Origin of the sequence: Mycobacterium sp. SM3041 (assembly GCF_039668335.1) — a bacterium.
Classification (GTDB): Bacteria; Actinomycetota; Actinomycetes; order Mycobacteriales; family Mycobacteriaceae; genus Mycobacterium.
Window position 1 is genome coordinate 21,359 of the sequence record NZ_JAYXBQ010000066.1, and the last position, 20,521, is coordinate 41,879.

21 protein-coding genes are annotated in these 20,521 nt (G+C 68.5%); 11 read left to right on the forward strand and 10 right to left on the reverse strand.

Translation table 11 applies throughout. The features are described 5' to 3' along the window. Positions 1-25 precede the first annotated feature (25 nt). The 4 genes from VXD91_RS21285 to VXD91_RS21300 all read left to right on the forward strand — a co-directional run bounded on the left by VXD91_RS21285 (position 26) and on the right by VXD91_RS21300 (position 5,855). Positions 26-1,048, forward strand: coding sequence for an alpha/beta hydrolase (locus VXD91_RS21285; RefSeq protein ID WP_346416325.1), 1,023 nt, complete (start codon positions 26-28; stop codon positions 1,046-1,048). Between the two features lie 88 nt (positions 1,049-1,136). After that, on the forward strand, positions 1,137-2,273 hold the full coding sequence (locus tag VXD91_RS21290) for an alkene reductase (protein WP_346416326.1): 1,137 nt from the start codon (positions 1,137-1,139) through the stop codon (positions 2,271-2,273). Positions 2,274-2,480: 207 nt separating this feature from the next. Continuing rightward, complete coding sequence (locus tag VXD91_RS21295; RefSeq protein ID WP_020098862.1) at positions 2,481-3,692, forward strand: acetyl-CoA C-acetyltransferase; 1,212 nt, start codon at positions 2,481-2,483, stop codon at positions 3,690-3,692. 15 nt (positions 3,693-3,707) lie between these two features. Continuing rightward, positions 3,708-5,855 (forward strand): 3-hydroxyacyl-CoA dehydrogenase NAD-binding domain-containing protein, encoded by a 2,148-nt coding sequence (locus tag VXD91_RS21300; RefSeq protein ID WP_133426524.1) that lies wholly within the window; start codon positions 3,708-3,710, stop codon positions 5,853-5,855. 87 nt (positions 5,856-5,942) lie between these two features. On the opposite strand, the gene VXD91_RS21305 is transcribed toward VXD91_RS21300, so the two are convergent. The 6 genes from VXD91_RS21305 to VXD91_RS21330 all read right to left on the reverse strand — a co-directional run bounded on the left by VXD91_RS21305 (position 5,943) and on the right by VXD91_RS21330 (position 9,831). Continuing rightward, entirely contained in the window at positions 5,943-6,542 is a 600-nt protein-coding gene (locus VXD91_RS21305) for a MarR family transcriptional regulator (RefSeq protein ID WP_346416327.1), read from the reverse strand. Between the two features lie 73 nt (positions 6,543-6,615). Continuing rightward, a complete protein-coding gene (locus VXD91_RS21310) occupies positions 6,616-7,053 on the reverse strand; it encodes a TIGR03618 family F420-dependent PPOX class oxidoreductase (protein WP_346416328.1) in 438 nt (145 codons plus the stop codon). A 7-nt stretch (positions 7,054-7,060) separates the two neighbouring features. Further along, positions 7,061-7,483 carry a PPOX class F420-dependent oxidoreductase gene (locus tag VXD91_RS21315; RefSeq protein ID WP_318986782.1) on the reverse strand — a complete coding sequence of 141 codons (423 nt, stop codon included), beginning with the start codon at positions 7,481-7,483 and terminating at the stop codon, positions 7,061-7,063. A gap of 60 nt (positions 7,484-7,543) precedes the next feature. Continuing rightward, complete coding sequence (locus tag VXD91_RS21320; RefSeq protein WP_318986781.1) at positions 7,544-8,155, reverse strand: methyltransferase domain-containing protein; 612 nt, start codon at positions 8,153-8,155, stop codon at positions 7,544-7,546. A gap of 4 nt (positions 8,156-8,159) precedes the next feature. After that, a complete protein-coding gene (locus VXD91_RS21325) occupies positions 8,160-8,585 on the reverse strand; it encodes a pyridoxamine 5'-phosphate oxidase family protein (protein WP_212813242.1) in 426 nt (141 codons plus the stop codon). 58 nt (positions 8,586-8,643) lie between these two features. Next, a complete protein-coding gene (locus VXD91_RS21330; protein ID WP_346416329.1) occupies positions 8,644-9,831 on the reverse strand; it encodes an FAD-dependent monooxygenase in 1,188 nt (395 codons plus the stop codon). Positions 9,832-9,912: 81 nt separating this feature from the next. Here VXD91_RS21330 and VXD91_RS21335 point away from each other — a divergent pair, with 81 nt between their 5' ends. Further along, a complete protein-coding gene (locus tag VXD91_RS21335; RefSeq protein WP_346416330.1) occupies positions 9,913-10,464 on the forward strand; it encodes a helix-turn-helix domain-containing protein in 552 nt (183 codons plus the stop codon). A gap of 111 nt (positions 10,465-10,575) precedes the next feature. Then, positions 10,576-11,592: a VWA domain-containing protein gene (locus VXD91_RS21340; RefSeq protein WP_318986778.1), complete on the forward strand. Its 1,017-nt coding sequence runs from the start codon at positions 10,576-10,578 to the stop codon at positions 11,590-11,592. On the opposite strand, the gene VXD91_RS21345 is transcribed toward VXD91_RS21340, so the two are convergent. After that, positions 11,593-11,898: a type VII secretion target gene (locus VXD91_RS21345; protein ID WP_318986777.1), complete on the reverse strand. Its 306-nt coding sequence runs from the start codon at positions 11,896-11,898 to the stop codon at positions 11,593-11,595. Between the two features lie 83 nt (positions 11,899-11,981). Here VXD91_RS21345 and VXD91_RS21350 point away from each other — a divergent pair, with 83 nt between their 5' ends. The 4 genes from VXD91_RS21350 (at position 11,982) to VXD91_RS21365 (ending at position 14,558) form a co-directional block, all read left to right on the forward strand. Then, a complete protein-coding gene (locus VXD91_RS21350) occupies positions 11,982-12,974 on the forward strand; it encodes an LLM class F420-dependent oxidoreductase (protein ID WP_346416331.1) in 993 nt (330 codons plus the stop codon). 5 nt (positions 12,975-12,979) lie between these two features. Beyond that, complete coding sequence (locus VXD91_RS21355) at positions 12,980-13,702, forward strand: DUF2071 domain-containing protein (protein ID WP_346416332.1); 723 nt, start codon at positions 12,980-12,982, stop codon at positions 13,700-13,702. Positions 13,703-13,785: 83 nt separating this feature from the next. Next, positions 13,786-14,172, forward strand: coding sequence for a hypothetical protein (locus VXD91_RS21360; RefSeq protein WP_346416333.1), 387 nt, complete (start codon positions 13,786-13,788; stop codon positions 14,170-14,172). Between the two features lie 47 nt (positions 14,173-14,219). Beyond that, a complete protein-coding gene (locus VXD91_RS21365; protein WP_346416334.1) occupies positions 14,220-14,558 on the forward strand; it encodes a cupin domain-containing protein in 339 nt (112 codons plus the stop codon). On the opposite strand, the gene VXD91_RS21370 is transcribed toward VXD91_RS21365, so the two are convergent. From VXD91_RS21370 to VXD91_RS21380, 3 genes are all read right to left on the reverse strand, one after another. Further along, positions 14,539-16,134, reverse strand: coding sequence for a GMC family oxidoreductase (locus tag VXD91_RS21370; RefSeq protein WP_346416335.1), 1,596 nt, complete (start codon positions 16,132-16,134; stop codon positions 14,539-14,541). The two genes, VXD91_RS21365 and VXD91_RS21370, sit on opposite strands and share 20 nt — an antisense overlap. A 79-nt stretch (positions 16,135-16,213) precedes the next feature. After that, a complete protein-coding gene (locus tag VXD91_RS21375) occupies positions 16,214-17,863 on the reverse strand; it encodes a DNA repair helicase XPB (RefSeq protein WP_020098878.1) in 1,650 nt (549 codons plus the stop codon). A 122-nt stretch (positions 17,864-17,985) separates the two neighbouring features. Next, positions 17,986-20,223, reverse strand: a complete 2,238-nt coding sequence (locus tag VXD91_RS21380) for a helicase-associated domain-containing protein (RefSeq protein ID WP_346416336.1) — start codon at positions 20,221-20,223, stop codon at positions 17,986-17,988. A gap of 92 nt (positions 20,224-20,315) precedes the next feature. On the opposite strand from VXD91_RS21380, the gene VXD91_RS21385 reads away from it, so the two are divergent. Then, on the forward strand, positions 20,316-20,501 hold the full coding sequence (locus VXD91_RS21385; protein ID WP_110811866.1) for a hypothetical protein: 186 nt from the start codon (positions 20,316-20,318) through the stop codon (positions 20,499-20,501). The last annotated feature ends 20 nt before the right edge of the window (positions 20,502-20,521 follow it).

The following is a 20,521-nucleotide window of genomic DNA, read 5'->3' on the forward strand; positions in this document are numbered from 1 at the left end:
GAGCGATGTCGCAAAAGGAGGCCCTATGACCAGCGCCGAACGGATCGACGATCCGGCCGAGAACGCGGTGCCGAAAACCGGCACGTACGCCGGCCCGGAGTGGATGGGCAAGGCCAACTGGCACTCGGTCGCCGAGTCCTACCTGCTGCGGGCCGTGAAGCCGCTGCTGTTCCTGCTGACCAAGCTCATGCTGGCCATCAACTGGCGCTTCCCGCAGGCCCTGCTGAACCGCGCGTACGACGGTTCCGAGCGGGTGACCAACTGGATGCCCGCGGTGCGCGGGTCGCGCACCGAAAAGGTCGAGCTGCCGAACTGCCCGGCCGAATGGGTCTGGAACGAGACCACCCCGCCGGTCGACGGCCGCGTCATCATCTACTTCCACGGCTCGGCGTTCATCGCGCTCGGCATCAACAGCCACCGGCCGCTGGTGAGCCACATCGCCCGGGACAGCCGCGCGCGGGCCCTGAGCGTGGGCTACCGGCTCTGCCCGCGCAACCTCGTCGAGGACGCGGTCGAGGACGGCGTCGACGCCTACCGCCACGTGCTGGCGCAGGGCGTGAAGCCCGAGAACATCGTCCTGGCCGGTGACTCGGCCGGCGGCTTCATCGCGGCGATGACGGCCGTGACGGTGCGCGACCTCGGCATGGCGCCGCCCGCCGGGTGCGTGCTCCTCTCGGCTGCCACCGACAGCGACATGACGCCGAAATACGAAGCCGCGGCCCGTGTTCCGGACGCGATGTTCCCGGTCGACTTCCTCCGGATGATCAATGAGGTCTTCCTGCTGCGCAACGGCGGGCGCGAAGCGACCCCGTCCCCGGTCGATGCCGACCTGCGCGGCCTCGGCCCGTTCCTGCTGCAGGTGGGTTCGGAAGAGGCGCTGCGCCCCGACTCGGAGCTGCTGGCCGAGCGCCTCGCGGCGGCGGGCGTGCCGGTGCGGCTGCAGGTCTTCGACCGCGCCGTCCACGTCTTCCAGGCCTTCGCCTTCTCGAACCCCGACGCCCGTCGTGCGGTCGGCGAGGTCGCCGAGTTCGTGAAGTCCGTCGCCTGATTCCGCCGAGTGTCGGCTCGTGTTCGACGAGTCACCACGAAACAGCCGAACACAAGCCAACATTCGGCGCTGTTGACCACAGTCGGGAATGAACCGGCGCCGTGCGGCGGTTGCCTACTCCGTGACTGCCGCACCCTTCCGTCTGTCCCCCGACGCCGCGCTGCTCAAGCCCGTTCAGGTCGGAGACACGTCGGCCACCAACCGCCTGTTCATGGCACCGCTGACCCGGTCGCGGGCCGACGCCGACGGCACACCGTCGGACCTGGCGGCCGAGTACTACTCGCAGCGCGCCGGCGCCGGGATCATCATCTCCGAGGCCACGGCCGTCTCGCGCAGCGCCAACGGCGCCTACATGAACACCCCCGGCATGTACACCGACGGGCACCAGGCGAAGTGGGCCGGGATCGCGCAGGCCGTACACGATGCCGGCGGAAAGATGTTCGTGCAGCTGTGGCACGTCGGCCGCATGGCGCATTCGGAGATCAGCGGGGCCCAGCCGGTCGCGCCGTCGGCCATCGCCGCCGACATGGTCACGCACACTCCCACAGGCAAGAAGCCGTTGGAGATCCCGCGGGCACTCGACATCGAGGAGCTCCCCGGCATCGTCGCCGACTTCCGTGCCGCCGCACGCCGCGCGGTCGACGCCGGGATGGACGGCGTGGAGATTCACGGCGCCAACGGTTACCTGTTGCACGAGTTCGCGTCCGATGTGGTCAACCAGCGCACCGATGCGTACGGCGGATCGCCGGAGAACCGGGCCCGGCTGACCGCCGAGGTCGTCGAAGCCGTCGTTGCCGAGATCGGCGCCGGCCGGGTCGGGTTGCGGATATCCCCCGGAAACCCCGCCGGCGACATGCATGAGAACGACGCGTTCAGCACGTACGAGGCCCTGCTGAACCGGATTGACCCGCTCGGTATTGCCTACCTGCATGTCGTCATCGATCCCACCGCCGACCTGTTCGGTGCGATCCGCGCGCTGTGGTCGGGGACGTTCGTGCTCAACACGGGCCGGGGCTCTGGCACCGATTTCTGCCAGCTCAACAGCTTCGTCGACCTGGGTGCCATCAGTGCCGCCGCGGTCGGGCGGTCCTTCCTGGCCAATCCCGACCTGGTCGACCGGCTGGTCCTGGGGGCCGAGCTCAACGAGCCGGATGTGGCGACGTTCTACGCGTCGGGTCGCGTCGGCTACACCGACTATCCGTTCCTCACCGAGGCTGTCGCCTAACTCCAGGCGCAGCGGCCACTCTTTGGCCAAGGGCCACTTATTGCACGTCAGGTTCACGCGGACGTGCGGTAGGTGGCCTTTTGCGTTGGTCTGGTCACTCTCCCAACCACCTGGTTGGGAGGGCCTGTTACGCTTCCGGGCAGGGGACCGTCTACTTGCGGGTAGATCCACCCACAACCCCATCTCAATAGGACCTGGAGCAAACACATGTCCGAAGAAGCCTTCATCTATGAGGCCATTCGCACGCCCCGTGGCAAGCAGCGCAACGGTGCACTGAACGAGGTCAAGCCGGTCAACCTGATCGTCGGCCTGATCGACGAAATGCGTCGTCGCAATCCCGATCTGGACGAGAACCTGATCAGCGACGTCATCATGGGCGTCGTCTCGCCCGTCGGTGACCAGGGCGGCGACATCGCCCGCACCGCCGCGCTCGTGGCCAAGCTGCCCGAGACCACCGGTGGTTTCCAGCTCAACCGCTTCTGCGCCTCCGGCCTCGAGGCCGTGAACCTGGCCGCCCAGAAGGTCCGTTCCGGCTGGGACGACCTCGTGTACGCCGGTGGCGTCGAGTCCATGAGCCGCGTCCCGATGGGTTCGGACGGCGGCGCGTGGGCCGGTGACCCCGAGACCAACTACCGCATCGGCTTCGTCCCGCAGGGCATCGGCGCCGACCTGATCGCCACCATCGAGGGCTTCTCGCGCGAGGACGTCGACGCCTACGCCGTGCGCTCGCAGGAGAAGGCCGCCGCGGCCTGGTCCGGCGGCTACTTCGCCAAGTCGGTCATCCCGGTCAAGGACCAGAACGGCCTGACCATCCTGGACCACGACGAGCACATGCGTCCGGGCACCACCCTGGAGAGCCTGGCCAAGCTGAACTCCGCGTTCGCGGGTCTGGGCGCCATGGGCGGCTTCGACGACGTGGCGCTGCAGAAGTACCACTACGTCGAGAAGATCGACCACGTCCACCACGGTGGCAACAGCTCGGGCATCGTCGACGGTGCCGCGCTGGTGCTGATCGGTAGCGAGGCCGCCGGCAAGTCGCAGAACCTGACCCCGCGCGCCCGCATCGTGGCCACCGCCACCAGCGGTGCCGACCCGGTCATCATGCTGACCGGCCCGACCCCGGCCACCAAGAAGGTCCTGGACCGCGCCGGCCTGACGGTCGACGACATCGACCTGTTCGAAATCAACGAGGCCTTCGCTTCGGTGGTGCTCAAGTTCCAGAAGGACCTGAACATCCCGGACGAGAAGCTGAACGTCAACGGTGGCGCCATCGCGATGGGCCACCCGCTGGGCGCCACCGGCGCCATGATCACCGGAACCATGGTCGACGAGCTCGAGCGCCGCGGCGCCAAGCGTGCCCTCATCACGCTGTGTATCGGCGGCGGCATGGGCGTGGCCACCATCATCGAGCGCGTCTAGGGAGATTGAAAGAACATGGCTGAGAAGACAATTCAGTGGGACAAGGATGCCGACGGCATCGTCACCCTGACCATGGACGACCCCACGGGTTCGGCCAACGTCATGAACGAGCACTACAAGGAGTCGATGCACTACGCGGTGCAGAGCCTGCTCGCCGAGAAGGACTCCATCACCGGTGTCGTCATCACCAGCGCGAAGAAGACCTTCTTCGCCGGCGGTGACCTCAAGGGCATGATGAAGATCGGCCCCGACGACGCCGGCGAGGCGTTCGCCATGGTCGAGGACATCAAGGCCGACCTGCGCGCCCTGGAGACCCTGGGCAAGCCCGTCGTGGCCGCCATCAACGGCGCCGCCCTCGGCGGCGGCCTGGAGATCGCCCTCGCGTGCCATCACCGCATCGCGGCGGACGTCCGCGGCAGCCAGATCGGCCTGCCCGAGGTCACCCTGGGCCTGCTGCCCGGCGGTGGCGGCGTCGCCCGCACCGTGCGCATGTTCGGCATCCAGAAGGCCTTCATGGAGGTCCTGAGCCAGGGCACCCGCTTCACCCCGGCCAAGGCGCAGGCCACCGGCCTGGTCGACGAGCTCGTCGACACCGTCGAGGAACTGGTGCCCGCCGCCAAGGCGTGGATCAAGGCCAACCCCGAGGGCGGCGTGCAGCCGTGGGACGTCAAGGGCTACAAGATGCCCGGTGGCACCCCGTCGAGCCCGGGCCTGGCCGGCATCCTGCCGTCGTTCCCGGCGCTGCTGAAGAAGCAGCTCAAGGGTGCTCCGATGCCCGCGCCGCGCGCCATCCTGGATGCCGCCGTCGAGGGTGCGCAGGTCGACTTCGACACGGCGTCGCGCATCGAGAGCCGCTACTTCACCCAGCTCGTCACCGGCCAGACCGCCAAGAACATGATCCAGGCGTTCTTCCTGGACCTGCAGGCCATCAACGGTGGCGCCTCGCGTCCCGAGGGCATCGCCAAGCAGGAGATCAAGAAGATCGGTGTGCTGGGCGCGGGCATGATGGGCGCCGGTATCGCCTACGTGTCGGCCAAGGCGGGCTACGAGGTCGTCCTCAAGGACGTCACGCAGGAAGCCGCTGACAAGGGCAAGAACTACTCCGAGAAGCTCGAGGCCAAGGCGCTCGAGCGTGGCAAGACCACGCAGGAGAAGTCCGACGCGCTGCTGGCCCGCATCACCCCGACCGCGGACCCGCAGGACCTCAAGGGCGTCGACTTCGTCATCGAGGCCGTGTTCGAGAACCAGGAACTCAAGCACAAGGTGTTCCAGGAGATCGAGGACATCGTCGAGCCCAACGCGCTGCTCGGCTCGAACACCTCCACCCTGCCGATCACCGGTCTGGCGACCGGCGTGAAGCGCCAGGAGGACTTCATCGGTATCCACTTCTTCTCGCCGGTCGACAAGATGCCGCTGGTGGAGATCATCAAGGGTGAGAAGACCTCCGACGAGGCGCTGGCCCGGGTGTTCGACTACACCCTCGCCATCAAGAAGACCCCGATCGTCGTCAACGACAGCCGCGGCTTCTTCACCTCGCGCGTGATCGGCACCTTCGTCAACGAGGCGCTGGCCATGCTGGGCGAGGGCGTCGCGCCCGCGTCCATCGAGCAGGCCGGTTCGCAGGCCGGTTACCCGGCTGCGCCGCTGCAGCTTTCGGATGAGCTCAACCTGGAGCTCATGCACAAGATCGCTGTCGCCACCAAGGAAGGCGTCGAGGCTGCCGGTGGCACCCACGTGGCGCACCCGGCCGAGGCTGTCGTCGAGAAGATGATCGAGCTCGGTCGCCCGTCGCGTCTGAAGGGCGCGGGCTTCTACGAGTACGTCGACGGCAAGCGCACCCAGCTGTGGCCGGGTCTGAAGGAAGCCTTCAACTCGGGTTCGACCGAACTGCCGCTGCAGGACATGATCGACCGCATGCTGTTCGCCGAGGCACTCGAGACCCAGAAGTGCATCGACGAGGGCGTGCTGACCTCGACCGCTGACGCGAACATCGGCTCGATCATGGGTATCGGCTTCCCGCCGTACACCGGTGGTTCGGCGCAGTTCATCGTCGGCTACCAGGGCGAGCTCGGTGTCGGCAAGGAGGCCTTCGTGGCCCGGGCCAAGGAACTGGCCGCCAAGTACGGCGACCGCTTCCTGCCGCCGGCGTCGCTGGAGAGCTAGCCTCTAGCACCACCAAAAACCCCCAAATCCCAAGGGATTTGGGGGTTTTTGCGTTGGTGGGTGACGCCGATGCGCGGTGGTGGCTGGTCAGGCGCCGGAGTCTGTCGCCTGGGGTGCCTTCACGTGGATCCACAGTTTGTCGAGGATGCGCTGCAGGTCCCGGCGCTCGCGCTCGCTCAGCACTTCGATGAGCCCGCCGCACGCCTGCTCGAAGATCGGAAGCGCTTCGGCGACAAGCTTTTCCCCTTCGGGTGTGATGCGGACCGGTGTGCTGCGGCGGTCGGTGGCATGCCGGGTGCGGGCGACCAGCTTCCGGTTCTCCAGCCAGTCGATGAGACCGGTGGCGCTGGCCTTGGTGATGCCGAAGTACTCGGCGATCCCGCTGGGGGTCTGGCGGACAGTCCATTCGTCTTCTGGTTGGGCGAGCTGTGCCGCGAAGATCATCAGGACATCGAGCTTGGCTTCCGAGATGTTGACGCGTTCGAGCTTGCGGTTCACCGCGGCGATGACGTCGTCGGCCAGCCACAGCAGGGACAGTCCCAGCCGGGCCGCACTGACGTCCCTCGCCGGATCGGCACCCTTCATGAGGTTGAGCACGGGCCGCATGGCCTCCGGCGCCGTGAGTTTGACCCGGGCGGCCGAGAGGCCGCGGCGAACGGTGGCGGTGCTGATCTGTGGCCGGCCCATGCCGGCAGTTTAGAAACCTGACAGCAAGGCAACCGAACCGAGTCGTGTCATGCCACCCCGGCAGGTTTCGAGGTCAGCGCGCGGGGTTCGAGTACACCCGCGTCGGTGAGATGAGCACCGCGGCGCGGCCCTCGTCCCGCATGACGCGGTCGTAGGTGTCCCAGTCGTCGTGGGTGCCGCCGGCGGCGGTGAAGACGTTGCGCAACAACACCCTCAGTGTCTCGGCATCGGTGTCGTCAGGCCCGATGACCTCCGCCGTGCCTTCGACCGTCAGCCACTGCCACCCCGCGTGCGCGACGACCGAAGTGCGCGGGTCGGCCCGCAGATTGCGCAGCTTGCGGGTTGATCCGATGGCGACGAGCGCCACGACCGGCTCCCCGGTCGTCGGATGTGGCAACACGCCGGCATTGACCACCGACGACTGGACGCTGCCGTCACCACGCAGCGTGTTCAGCACAACCGGCCCGTGATCACGGGCGGACAGTTCGGCGAATTCAGACAGGTCGGTCATGGCGTCCTCAATCCGCCACGTCAAATGCGGCAATGACTTTCGTCGGTTTGACCCGGACCACCAGCTCGCCGGGGACACCGTTGCGGCGGCCGTATTCCTCGGCGCGGTCGGCGCCCATGTAGCGGCCGCCGGTACGCGTGGCGATGTCGAGCAGCTCGTCGGGGTCCTCACTGATCGCCGCGACGCCCTGAATCTGGACGAACGCATAGGGCGGGGACGTGTCGTCGACGCACAGCACCACGCGTGGGTCGCGGGCCAACGCCCGACCCTTGGCGGTGTCCTTGCCGGTGTTGAACACCAGCTCGCCGCCGTCCACCACGAACCACACGGGTGCGGCCAGCGGCCGGCCGTCGGCCGCCACCCAGCCGAGCACCGCGGTGCGCGTGCCCTCGGACAGAAACGCGATCACATCGTCAGAAAGTTCGCCCATGTGGCCACGCTACGCCCGGCGACTGACGGCCCGATGCCGGCAAAGTCTGGCCGCGAAACCTCAGGTGCGGCGCCGCTTGAACAAGTAGTACCGCGCCGGGTTCTTGCCGCCCCGATCCAGGCCCGGCTCGTCACCGCTGTCGAGCAGCGTCCACCCGAGCGCGAAGCGCCGCTCCACCTCGGCCGGATCGATCCCGGGCACCCCGAACGAGGCGCCCGGCACGAACGCGACGATCAGCAGGCGCGCGTCCGCGGCGGCGACCGCCGTCACCTCGCCGACGTAGGCGTCGCGGTCGTCCGCGCTCATGCCGTGCAGGCACCCGTTGTCGACGATCAGCGTGAAATCGGCGCCGATGCCCTGCCCGGTGAGCCGGGTGGCATCGGCCTGGTCGAACCGCACCGCGCCCGGCGCCGTGGCGTCCCGCTTGGCGGCTTTGGCCCGCGCCTTCTGGACCGCCGTCGCGACGTAGTCGATGCCGGTGACGTCCCAGCCGAGCCCGGCCAGATACAGGGCGTTGTCGCCGGTGCCGCAGCCGATGTCGAGCGCGGTGCCCGGCGTCAGCGCACCGTCACCCTCGACCAGCTCGCGCAGACTGGTGGCTAGTGGATGCCCGTCCCACGGGGTGAATCCGAGCCGGTAGAAGACCCGGAACAGTCGCTGTCGGGAGGACATGGCATCACAGCGCCCCGAGGTCGGCCGACAGCCAGTGCTTCGGGTCGACGGTGACGGTCACGCTGGGGCCGTGCTCGCGCCGGGCGATCTCGAGGTAGGCCGGGGCCTTCTCCTTGCCGAGGTACCGCTCGGCCATCTCGACCAGCTGTTCATCGGTGCCGGTCTCGATGCTGAGCACCGGGCCGTCGACCGCGACGTAGCGGACCGTCGGCTCCAGCCGCTCGGCCATCAGCGACACGTGCCCGGCCGCCTCGATCAGCTTGTGTTTACGGGAGCCGAGCCCGGTGAGCAGCCAGAGCTTGCCGCCGGGGCTGTATTGGTACCAGATCGGCAACGTCAGGGGACCGCGGTCCGGGCCGGCGTTGACCGACAGTGCCCCGATGTGTGGTTCGGCCAGAAATTGTTCGCGTTCATCCTTGGAAAGGGCCATGAACCCAACGTAGCGAAAAAGGGTGACAGCGCAGCGGCTTCGGCCACACGCGCAGACGTCAGTCGGGCAGCGGCATGGTGTCGTACAGCCGGACGCCCTTCGCGTTGAGCCGGGCCAGGCGCCCGGTCAGGCCCCGCGGCAACACCGAGATGGTCCGCGCGACGCCGACGAGTGTTCGTGCGCCCCAATCAGATCCGGGCACGATGGTCCTGGCGTTGACGCGCGCCATGGTGCGGCTGCCGGCCACCGGCGCGGCCATGGTGCGCTCGTAGGCGGCGAACGCGGCAGTGTGATCGCCGCGAGCCGCGGACAACGCGTGGGCCAAGACGTATGCGCCGTACACCGCCAGGCTCGTGCTCCCGCCGACAGCAGGGCCGGGGCAATACCCCGCGTCACCGACCAACGTGACCCGTCCCCGCGACCAGGTGCTCATCTCCAGTTGGGTGATGGCGTCGAAGTAGAACGCCGGGGTGTGGTCCACCTCGCGCAGCCAATGGTCGACCTCGGGAACCAGGCCGGCGAACGCCGCCCGCAGGTGGCGCTGCTGAGCTGCGATGTCGCGGTAGTGGTAGTCCAGCGGCTCATCGGTGCGAAACAGGAACACCGCCCGGGCATCATCGAGGTGGTCGGCGCTGTACACCATGGCCATCTTCCGCGGCGCCAGGTAGCCGCTCATCTCACCTTTGGGCGCAAGCACTTTCGGCACCGACACCACGGCCAGATAGCCGCCGAGGAACCGTTCCCGAACCTCGTCGCCGAAGACCAGTTGCCGGACCCCCGAGTGCAGCCCGTCGGCGCCGACCACCAGGTCGTAGCGCTCGGGGGCACCGTGCTCGAACGTCACCTCGCCGGCGTCGGTGATGGACGTGATCTGGTCGCCGAAGCGGAACTCGGCGTCGTCGCGGACGGCGTCGTAGTACGCCTGACTGAGGTCGTCGCGCATGATCTCGACGTGGCGGTCGGACATGGCCGCGATGAGTTTGACGTAGTCGATGTGCGTCCACCGGGTACGCGGCGGACGGTTGACGGTGAGCGCGGTCGTCCCGGTGGCCCGGGCCTCGATGCGCCCCAGTACGCCCATCCGTTCGGAGATTTCCATGGCCGGCCGGAAGAGGTCGACGGCATGGCCACCGGTCTTGCGCAGGGCCGGTGCACGTTCGACGACCGTCACATCGAATCCGTTGCGGGACAGCCAGTAGGCCAGGACCGGGCCGGCGATGCTGGCGCCCGAGATGAGCACTTTCATGGATTCCTCCGCATTTACTTAACGGTCGGTAAGTGGATGTCGGGTCAGCTTACCGCCCGTTAAGTAAGTTAGGGTGGCTACGTGGCGAGAACCCCGTCCGAGACCCGTGTGCGCATCCAGGATGTGGCGCGCGAGCTATTCAGTCAGAAGGGCGTGCAGCGGACCAGCCTGCAGGACATCGCCGATCGGCTCGGCATCAGTAAACCCGCGCTCTACTACCACTTCAGCTCGCGTGAGGACCTCGTGCGCAGCATCCTGCAGCCGCTGGTCGAGGAGGGCGAGGAATTCGTCGCTGCCCGCGAACGCCTGCGCGGCTCGGCCCGGGCCACCCCACGCGAGCTGTTGCAGGGCTACTTCGACTTCCACTACCGGCACCGCGCCGACCTCATGCTCATCGTCACCGACCTGACCACGCTGGCCGACCTGGGACTGATCGACAGCATGCTGGCGTGGCGCGAGCGGCTGGGCAAGCTGGTCTTCGGACGTCGGCCCACCCTCGAACAAGCCACCCGGGCCGTCATCGCGTTCGGCGGCCTGCAGGACTGCTGCCTGCAGTTCCCGGACGTGCCGGCCGACCAGCTGCGGCGAGCGGCGGTCGACGGCGCGATGGCCGCGCTCGGACTGCCGGACTGACGGACCGATCGCGTCCGGCGCCGGCCGCATCCGGTACCGCACTCGTCGGCGTCGGTACGATTGCCCCATATCGGTCCGAGCGACGACGCCGAACGCAACGGAGAGTGCCTGTTGGAGATCCCCTTTATCGGGCCACTGACGCTGTCCGGGTTCTCGAGTGCCTGGTTCTTCCTGTACCTGATCGCCGTCGTCGGCGCCGTCGCGATCTACCTGCTGCTGCGCAAGGCCCGTCGCAAGCGGGTGCTGCGGTTCGCCAACACCGAACTGCTGGAGCAGGTCGTCGCGGCCCGTCCCAAGACGCGCTCGCGCTGGCGGCACCTGCCGGCGGTGCTGCTGGTGATCTCCCTGGTCCTGCTGACCACCGCCATGGCCGGACCGACCCACGACATCCGGATTCCGCGTAACCGCGCCGTCGTCATGCTCGTCATCGACGTCTCCGAATCGATGATCGCCACCGACGTCAAGCCCAGCCGCATCGAGGCGGCGAAAAGCGCCGGCAAGACGTTCGTCAAAGGCCTGACGACCGGGATCAGCGTCGGCCTCGTCCAATTCTCGTCCAGCGCAACGATGCTGGTCGCGCCGACCAGCGACCACGACGTCGTGGCGCGGACCATCGACACCCTGGAGCCGTCGCCGCGCACCGCGACCGGCGAGGGCATCTTCACGGCCTTGCAGGCCATCGCCACGCTCGACGCGGTCATGGGCGGCGGTGACGGTCCGCCGCCCGCACACATTGTGCTGATGTCGGACGGTAAGGAAACCGTGCCGGCGGACCCGAACGACCCGCGCGGCGCACTGACGGCGGCCCGCGCGGCCAAGGACCAGGACGTCGTGATCTCGACCATCTCGTTCGGTACACCGTCGGGTGTCATCACCTACGAGGGTCAGGAAGTGCCGGTCCCGACCGATGACCTGTCGCTGCAGAAGATCGCGAAGGTCACCGGCGGCGAATCGTTCCGCGCCGAGACCCTCGATCAGTTGACCCGTGTGTACGCCAACCTGCAGGAGCAGATCGGCTACCAGACCATCCGCGGCGATGCCAGCGGCAGCTGGACGCGCGTCGGGTTCTTCGTGCTGGTGCTCGCGCTGTTCGCGGGCCTGCGGATCAACAACCGCCTGCCGGGCTGATCAGCGTCCCGGCATCGTCGTGCCGATGGCGTTGCCCGCCGCGGCGTCGGTGCTCTGGTAGTTGGTGGCCGCGGTGCGCAGCGAGTCGGCGAAGCCGGTGACGGCCTTGCCGAGGTTCTCGCAGTCGGTGTTCAGCACCGGGCCGACGCGCTGACAGGCGGCGCCGGAGGCGAGCCCCGACATGCCGGCCGCGGCCGAATTCAGCGATTCTCCCGGCTTGGCTCCGCCGACCGCGGAGCCGCACGACGCCATGGTGCTCGCCGCGGCCGTCAGAACCTGCGGATCGACGCGCAATTCGGGTGCCATGGTCTTCAGCCTAAGCCCGGGCCGTGAGGGTTCCCGACGCCGTTTCGTGGAGCGGCCCGCACGTATTGCATAAAGTCGGGACCATGCGCTTCGGATTGTTCATCCCGCAAGGTTGGCGACTCGATCTGGTGGGGATCGCCCCACAGGACCAATGGCAGGTGATGCGTGACCTGGCCGCGCACGCCGACGCCGGACCCTGGGATTCGCTGTGGGTCTACGACCATTTCCACACCGTGCCGATGCCGACGGCAGAGGCCACGCACGAGGCCTGGACGCTGATGGCGGCGTACGCCGCCACGACCTCGCGGATCAAGCTGGGCCAGATGTGTACGGCGATCAGCTACCGCAACCCGGCGTATCTGGCGAAGGTGGCGGCGACCACCGACATCATCTCCGGCGGCCGGGTGCAGATGGGCATCGGTGGCGGCTGGTACGAACACGAATGGCGCGCTTACGGTTACGGCTTCCCGTCGGCCGGTGTGCGACTCGCCCGGCTCGACGAAGGCGTGCAGATCATGCGCACCGCCTGGCGTGACGGCGTGGTGAGCTTCGACGGCAGGCGCTACCAGGTCGACGGCGCCATCGTGCAACCCAAGCCGTTGCAGGACAAGGGTATTCCGCTGTGGATCGCGGGCGGCGGTGAGAAGGTGACGCTGAAGATCGCCGCGAAGTACGCGCAGTACACCAACTTCACCTCCGAGCCTGACGGCTTCGCGCACAAATCCGAAGTCCTGCAACAGCATTGCCGCGAGGTCGGCACCGACTACGACGGCATCGTCCGCTCGGCCAACTTCAACGTGGTGATCGGGGAGTCCGAGGCCGACGTCGCCGCGCGCATCGCCCGGATTCGCGACCGCCAGGTCACCGTCGCGCACGAAGCTGCTGTCGACGCGATGGTCAAGAACCTGACCTCGCCCGACTCCGCTTGCGGCACAACCGAACAGGTCATCGAGACGCTGCGGAAGATCAAGGATCTCGGCAGCGAGTACGCCATCGTGTACTTCCCGGAGGCCGCCTACGACAGGTCGAGCATCGAGGCGTTCGAGCGCGACGTCATCCCCGCACTCAGTGACTAGCGAGCATGGACGGGTTTCTGGTCGACGCACCGCCGCTGCGGCCGCCGGTGTGGGTCGAACAGTTCTGGGGTGACCTCACGTTCCTGCACTGGCCCGTCGATCCGGCGAGCGTCGCGCACCTGTACCCGCCCGGCACCGCGCCGGACATCTTCTCCGACGGGCTGACATACGTCGGCTTGGTGCCGTTCGTCATGCACCGGTCGGCGGTGGCCGGCGGTGTGCCGCTGCCGTACTTCGGGACCTTCGCCGAAACGAACGTGCGGCTCTATTCGGTGGACGCCGCCGGCCGGCACGGGGTGCTGTTCCGGTCGCTGGAGACGACGCGGCTCGCGGTCGTCGGGGCGACGCGGCTCGGTATGGGCGTGCCGTACACCTGGGCCAAATTGCGCGTCACCCGCACCGCTGACCGGATCACCTACGCGGGCACGCGCCGGTGGCCGGAGCGCGGCCTGCGGACCCTGGCGGAGCTGGCCATCGGCGCACCCGTCGACCCCACGCCGTTGGAGGTGTGGCTGACCGCGCGGTGGGGCGCGCACACCCGCAAGGCCGGCCGGACCTGGTGGGTGCCCAACGAACATCCCACCTGGCCGCTGCGCCAGGCCGAGGTGGTCGAGCTGACCGACGATCTGGTGCCCGCCAGCGGTGTGGTGCCGGTGGGACCGCCGTTGCGCGCGTTGTTCTCACCGGGCGTGCCGGCCCGCTTCGGGCGGCCCACCGCGCTCCGCTGAGCCTTTCCTCGAAGGTGTCCGATTGCGGTCCGGAAGATGAACGGCTGGTAGCGCAAAGGTGCAGTCTCGGTGATCATTGCGCCATGTTGCCGACGATGCGCGAAACCGGACGCCGAGCCGCCCCGGTGCCGATCCCTTCCAATGCCACGGCCACCCGGCGCACGGTGCGCCCCGGCGCCGTGGGTGGGCGGTCGCGGTTCGATGCCGAGGCCCGGCCCGCCCACCGCGCGGACCTGGCTCAATCGCGCCTGTTCGCGGCACTGCTGCTCGACGAGATCGCTGATCTGGAAGACCAGATGACGGTGTTGGAGCGGCGATCGCGGCGCGCGCAAGCCACCGCGCAGGCGGCAGTGGAGTCCCCGACGGACGCTCTGCTGGCCCTGCGCCGGAGGGTGCTGGAGGTGCAGCGGATGCTCGACGCACTGCGTCGTCGCTTCCCGGGCGAGGGGGATTCGCTGCGCGTGATTTAAACCGTCAAACGGTTCCGGCGGGCATTGCTGAAGCGGATATTTGAGGCATGGAGAAAATCTCGCTGACCGCGCTGGCCCGCCGGCATCTGGACATCGCGCGCGATGGAAATGGCGGGCGCAGCGCTCACACGGTCTTCGGCGGCCACGAGCATGCATTGCGGCAGACGCTGATCGCTCTCGCCGACGGCAACGAGTTGGGCGAGCACGAGAGCCCCGGCGAGGCCACGCTTCAGGTGCTGCAGGGCCGGGTGCGCCTCGTCGCCGAACAGGCCAGTTGGGACGGCATGGCCGGCGACCATCTCATCATCCCGTCCACCCGGCACAGCCTGAAGGCGCTCGCCGACTCGGTGGTGCTGCTGACCGTCGTCAAACAGCCGGCGCGTTAGCCGGGATGAACGTCATCGCGCGCTCGGCGAGCGCGGTGATCGTCAGGCTCGGATTGGCGCCCACATTCGCCGGGACGGCCGCACCGTCGGTGACCAGCAGGTTCTCGTAGCCGAAGACGTGGTTGCGGCTGTCGACGACACCGGTCTCGGGGGACTCGCCGATCACCGCGCCGCCGAGGATGTGCGCTGTCGACGGGATCGCGAAAATGCCTTCTGTCACACCGGAATACGCGACGCCGCCCATGCGGCGGGCAAACCATTTTGCCGCGTCGTAGGCGGCCGGCACGAAGTCGGGATTGGGGTTGTCGGGGTCCTGCTCGGTCGTCAGGGCGACGTTGCCGTTGGGGAGGCGCATCTTCACCTTGAGGCGCATCGCGTTGTCGATGGACTGCATGACCAGCAGGATGATCACGCGCCGCGACGTGTCCTTGATCTTCCAGGCCGCCAGCGCCGCTTTCGGGTTCTTCGCGGCGGCGGCCAGGAAGTGCAGCGGCCGGGTGCCCCGCTTGCCCGCCTCGATCATCAGATTGAACAGCAGCGACTGGGTGTCGCCGCCCTTGCCGTAGGTGACGACCTCGATGTGCGTGGACGGGTCGGTGTAGATGCTCGAGGTGATCGCGATCGAGTGCGTGAAGTCGTCGGGGTAGTCCTTGGGCGCCATCACCGCCATGATCGATTCACTGTTGGTACGCACCACATAGCCGAGCCGATCGGAGATGTTGGGCAGTGAACCGCTGAGCTTGCAGCGCTGCAGGAGGCGGTTGGTGCCCAGCGCGCCGGCTGCGACGACGACGCCACGGGCGCGCAGCTTCTCGGCAGTGCGCTTGCCCCACGCGCCGCTCTTCTGGTGTGTCACTTCGTATCCCGCCGAACCGTCGGCGTCGAGCGGCTTGATGTCGGTCACCGCGCGCTCGCTGAAAATCTGCACGCCGAGTTTCTCGGCGAACCACAGATAGTTCTTCCGCAAGGTGTTCTTGGCGCCGTGGCGGCAGCCGACCATGCACGAACCACACTTGATGCACCCCGTGCGGTCGGGGCCGTCGCCACCGAAGTACGGGTCCGGCACCGTCTTTCCCGGCTGCCCCAGGAACACCCCGACATGTGCCCGCCGGTACGTGTCGCCGACGCCGATCGCCTCGCCGTACTCCTTCAACAGCAGGTCCGCCGGTCCGTCGTCGTCGTACTCGACGACACCGAGCATGCGCTCCGCCTCGTCGTAGTGCGGCGCGAGTTCGGACTCCCAGTCGGCCAGCCCTTTCCACTGCGGGCTCTCGTAGAAATTCGGGAACGCCCGGTAGAGCGTGTTCGCGTACCCCAGGCTGCCGCCGCCGACGCCGCAGCCGGAGCCGATGAAGATGTCCTTGAACAGTGTCAGCCGGAGGATGCCGCGCATCCCGACCTGCGGTGCCCAGTAGTAGTTCTTGGCGTCCTTGGTCTCGTTCGCGAAGTCGGCGTCCTCGAAGCGGCGGCCGCATTCGAGAATCGCTACGCGATAACCCTTTTCGGCCAGCCGCAGCGCCGAGACGCTGCCGCCGAAACCGGATCCGATGACCAGCCAGTCGTAGTCGTACGTCATCCGTGACCTCCGCGGGTGGGGCGAACTGCGACGAGCGTAGTCCCCGGCGGTCACGGCCGCACCTGATTGCTGGGACTGGCTAGATAGCCGGTCCCAGCAGGTCGTCGGCGTCCTTGATGACGTAGCCGTAGCCCTGTTCGGCGAGGAAGCGCTGACGGTGTGCGGCGTACTCGGCGTCGAGGCTGTCGCGCGAGACCACCGAGTAGAAAACCGCGCCGCCGCCGTCAGCCTTGGGGCGCAGCAGCCGGCCCAGGCGCTGGGCCTCCTCCTGCCGTGACCCGAACGTGCCCGAAACCTGAACGGCCACAGACGCTTCCGGCAGGTCGATGGAGAAGTTGGCCACCTTCGACACCACCAGCGTGCGGATCTCGCCCGACCGGAACTGGTCGAACAGGGCCTCACGCTCGGCGTTCTTGGTCGAGCCCTGGATCACCGGGGCGTCCAACTCCTGCCCGAGTTCCTCCAGCTGGTCCAGATACGCGCCGATCACCAGGGTCGGCTCGTCGGGATGCCGGGCCAGGATCGACTTCACCACCGCGATCTTGGTGTGCGCCGTCGAGCACAGCTTGTAGCGCTCCTCGGGCTCGGCCGTCGCGTACGTCATCCGCTCGTTCTCGGTCATGGTGACCCGGACCTCGACGCACTCGGCCGGCGCGATCCAGCCCTGCGCCTCGATGTCCTTCCACGGGGCGTCGTACCGCTTCGGGCCGATCAGCGAGAACACGTCGCCCTCACGGCCGTCTTCGCGAATCAAGGTGGCGGTCAGGCCGAGTCGGCGCCGGGACTGCAGATCTGCCGTCATCCGGAACACCGGCGCGGGCAGCAGGTGCACCTCGTCGTAGATGATCAGACCCCAGTCGCGGCTGTCGAACAGCTCGAGGTGCTTGTACTCGCCCTTCGTGCGGCGCGTGATCACCTGATACGTCGCGATGGTGACGGGCCGAATCTCCTTGCGCTCGCCGGAGTACTCGCCGATCTCCTCCTCGGTCAGCGACGTGCGCGCGATCAGCTCGCGCTTCCACTGCCGGCCCGCGACGGTGTTGGTGACCAGGATCAGCGTCGTCGCGCCGGCCTTCGCCATGGCGGCCGCACCGACCATCGTCTTGCCCGCGCCACACGGCAGGACCACGACCCCCGAGCCGCCCGACCAGAACGAATCCGCGGCCAACTCTTGGTAGTCACGCAGTTTCCAGCCGTCCTGCTCCAGCGCGATCGGGTGCGCCTCGCCGTTGACGTAGCCTGCCAAATCCTCTGCGGGCCAGCCGATCTTGAGCAGCATCTGCTTGACCCGGCCGCGCTCGGACGGGTGGACGATGACAGTGTCGTCGTCGATCTGGGCCCCGAGCATCGGGGTGATCTTCTTGTTGCGCAGCACCTCGGCGAGCACGGCCCGGTCCAGGCTTACCAGCGTCAGCCCGTGCGCCGGGTGCTTCACCAGCTGCAGGCGCCCGTAGCGGCCCATGGTGTCGACGATGTCGACCAGTAGCGGCTGCGGCACCGCATACCGGGAGAAGCTGACCAGCGCATCGACGACCTGCTCGGCATCGTGGCCCGCGGCGCGCGCGTTCCACAGCGCCAGCGGCGTGATCCGGTAGGTGTGCACGTGCTCGGGCGCACGCTCCAGCTCGGCGAACGGCGCGATCGCCGCCCGCGCCGCCCCGGCCTGCTCGTGGTCGACCTCGAGCAGCACGGTCTTGTCCGACTGGACGATCAGGGGTCCGTCAGTCATGCGCCATCCACTCCATCAATTGCTCGCAAGCCATCCGATCCATTATCCAGACGCGCGCGAGTTGTCCATTTCCCCGCGAGCCGGGCCGCCCACCCGCGAGAGCAACGGGACCACGGCGCGCGTTATTCCGGCGCAACCACCGAGGTCACCCGGTGGATCGCGAATTCGCGGACCCGCCCGGCGGCCGGGTCGTAGGCCGTCAGCTGGCCGCCGCGGACGTTGACCGGCGCCACCACCCGCTGCGTGGCCACTCCCGCGGCGTCGACGTACCCGATGACCACCGACGACTGCGTCAGCGCGGCGTCGGTCAGCAGTGAGATGGCGGCCGCCGGGTCGAGTCGCTCGCCGTTGCCGCCGCGGCCGGTCTGCCGCAGGACGGCGACGATGGCGCCGAGCGTCTTCTCGTTGGGCGCCTGCGGGTGCCGGAACGTGCGCCGGTGAATGGGCGTGGAGACGCGGGCACCGAGTGGGCGCAGGTCGACGATGGTGCCCGACCAATCCTCGGCGGCCGGGGCAAAGCCCGCAGTGCGCAGGCCGGCCAGCACATCGGCGATCGGGGCGGGGGACACCGCGACAGTGGGGGCCAGGGCCCGCAGGCTCAGCTGCTCGAGCGTGGGCGAGGCCAGCGCCTGCGCCAGCAACGCCGGGTCCTCACACCGGATGAACGACGACGCCATGCCGACCCGCAGCTGCCCGTGCCGGCGGGCCACGTCGTCGATCAGGTAGGTGAGGCCCTGCGGCACCGGCGTTTTGGAGTGCCGGGCGAACAGGGTGTGGATCTCGCTGGCGGTCCGTCCGGTATCGAGGGCGCGGCGGATGGACTGCTCGCTGATGCGGTAAACCGTTGCCGCGCCGGCAGATTCGATGTCGGCGACGGTCGCAAGCTGGTCGGCGAGGTCGCGTTCCAGCGGCCCCGGGACGACGACCGTCAGGTCGGCCTGCAGCAGGAAGTGGTCGATCGGGTCGGGCAGTGCCGCCGCCATCGCGGCGACGACCTCTTCCTCGGGTGCGCCGGCCAGGAGCAGCCGGATGGGCCCGGCGATGGCGCCGCGGCCGACCATGCCCAAAGCGTGCGCCTCGGTGAGCAGTTCGTCGGTGGGCTCGGGTTGCAGCCGGGCGGTCCAGCGCGGCCGGCGCCACAGCATCGCCGCCGAGGCGGTGGCGGTGTCCATGGTGCCGCCCGGCGGCAGCTCGGCGAGCACCGTCAGCAGCAGCCGGCGGTCCAGCGGCGCGGCCGACGAATACAGCGCATTGGTCAGGGCGGCATAGGGCTTGCCGTCGGGGCCGCGCTTGCCCACCAGGCCGGGACGGCACGGCAGGCCCAGCCAGGTGGTGGCCAGCAGATGCCAGCGCGTCGCGGCGCTCGATTCGATGAACCGGTCCGCGGCCACGGTCGGCGCCCAGCAGGGACCGTCGTCGTGGTCGTCCGAGTCCGGGATGCCCGACGCGATCAGCGTCGCCGCCGCGCACAGTTCCAGGATCAGGGACAGCCGGCCTTCGTCGATGCCGGTGACCTTCGTCAGCCGCTTGGCGTCGCGGACCCCGAGGCCCCCGCTGCGCAGCTCGGGAACCGGTGTCGCCGAAAGGGTTTCGAGGACCAGCTCCACCTCACGGAGCAGGTCGATGGCCGAACCGGCCGCAGCCGCGTCGACGTCCTGCTCCGCGAGCACGGGTGTCGACGGTGCCGGTGGTGTCAGCGTCGTCGGCCCCGGTGCCTGGCCCCGCAGCACCTGCCCGACGAGCCGCGGCAGGATCACCGTCTCGTCGTCGATGCGGCGCAGCAGCCCGGCCGCGATCAGCTGCGGCACCGGACGGTCGGGTGCGGTCCCGGGGGCCGCGTCCTTCGTCCGGCCGATCGGGGATCCGTCGGCCAGCCGCTCCAGCAGTTCCCGCTGTGGTGTGTCGATCGCGGCCAGCTTCGCGGCGATGCCGTCGGCGTCGGGGTCCTCGACGGTGACCTGTCCGGGATACCAGGGCAGCACCGACGCCGCCTCCGAGACCACCCGCACCGTGTCGCCGCCCCACACCAGCCCGCGGGTGCGCAGCTCGTCGAGCGCCGAGGTGACGACCTTCTTGTTGGCGCGCCCGGCCAGCAGTTTGAACAGCGCCCCGGTCGGCACGGCGATGGTGGTGGCCTGCAACGTCAGCAGCGCATCCAGTACGGCCAGCTGAAGAAAATCGAGATCGTCGGTCGCGGCCTTGACCGATTGCCGCGACTGGGCGCGGGCCGCCAGCGCCGACAGGGTTGCCGGCGGCGGTTGGGTGAGGTCGGGCCGGACGCTGAGCAGCTGCACCAGCTGCGCGTCCGACATGTCGGCCAGCCAGGAGCCCAGCGGCACACCCGGGGATTCGTCGATCATTGCTGACCAGCGTAAAGCAGGTGACTTTGTCCTCCGCGCGTCCTCCGGCGCCCGGCCTCGCCAGCGGGCGCAGCGCCTGCCACAATGTCTCCGTGGCTGACAAGAAGAAGAACCAGTACGTCGACAATGGCTGGCCCGAGGTGTCCGGCGACGACCACGCCGTGAGCGAGCTGGCAACCGACCGTACCGGCGCGCTCTCGCCGTTCGGCGACCTGGAGTTCCCGCTGCCGGCCGAGAAGCTGCCGTACATGCACCCGGTCACCGTCGTCAACAAGTAGCCGTGGAGCTCTCGCACCTG